Annotated in this window: 1 protein-coding gene; it reads right to left on the bottom strand. The window is 47.6% G+C overall.

What is annotated here, in order from left to right; translation table 11 throughout:
• On the bottom strand, positions 1-198 hold a 198-nt coding region (locus AAC854_RS23385; RefSeq protein WP_340619169.1), incomplete at its 3' end, for a phage holin family protein.
• Between the last annotated feature and the right edge of the window lie 134 nt (positions 199-332).

Here is a 332-nt window from a genome sequence, read left to right as displayed (position 1 = left end):
CAGATTTAAAACATCACGAATGAACCAAGCGAACATGGCACACATAAAGGCGTCGATTGATACCTTTACCCAGCCACCGCCGTTGTAGCGGCCTCGGAAAAATGCCATTGTTCCAGCGAGGGTTGCCCAGATGCCTTGCTCTCTTACTGATAAGAGCCAGTCTCCGGCTTGTACCCAGATATCAGGATTTTCTTTCATCTTCATATTCCACCCCATTTGAGCAATGGGCGTCCGTGGGGTGAACGATGGTTACCCCTGTGAGTTGTAGTAAGTAGAATGCAGGTTCAAAGATTTGCTGGGGCTAATTTGAAAAACCTAACCCCTTGGGTTTT

The sequence above is a fragment of the Xenorhabdus entomophaga genome (assembly GCF_037996725.1).
Lineage (GTDB): Bacteria > Pseudomonadota > Gammaproteobacteria > Enterobacterales > Enterobacteriaceae > Xenorhabdus > Xenorhabdus khoisanae.
Note: the sequence above shows the minus strand (reverse complement) of the source record. Positions and strands in the feature narration are given on the sequence as shown.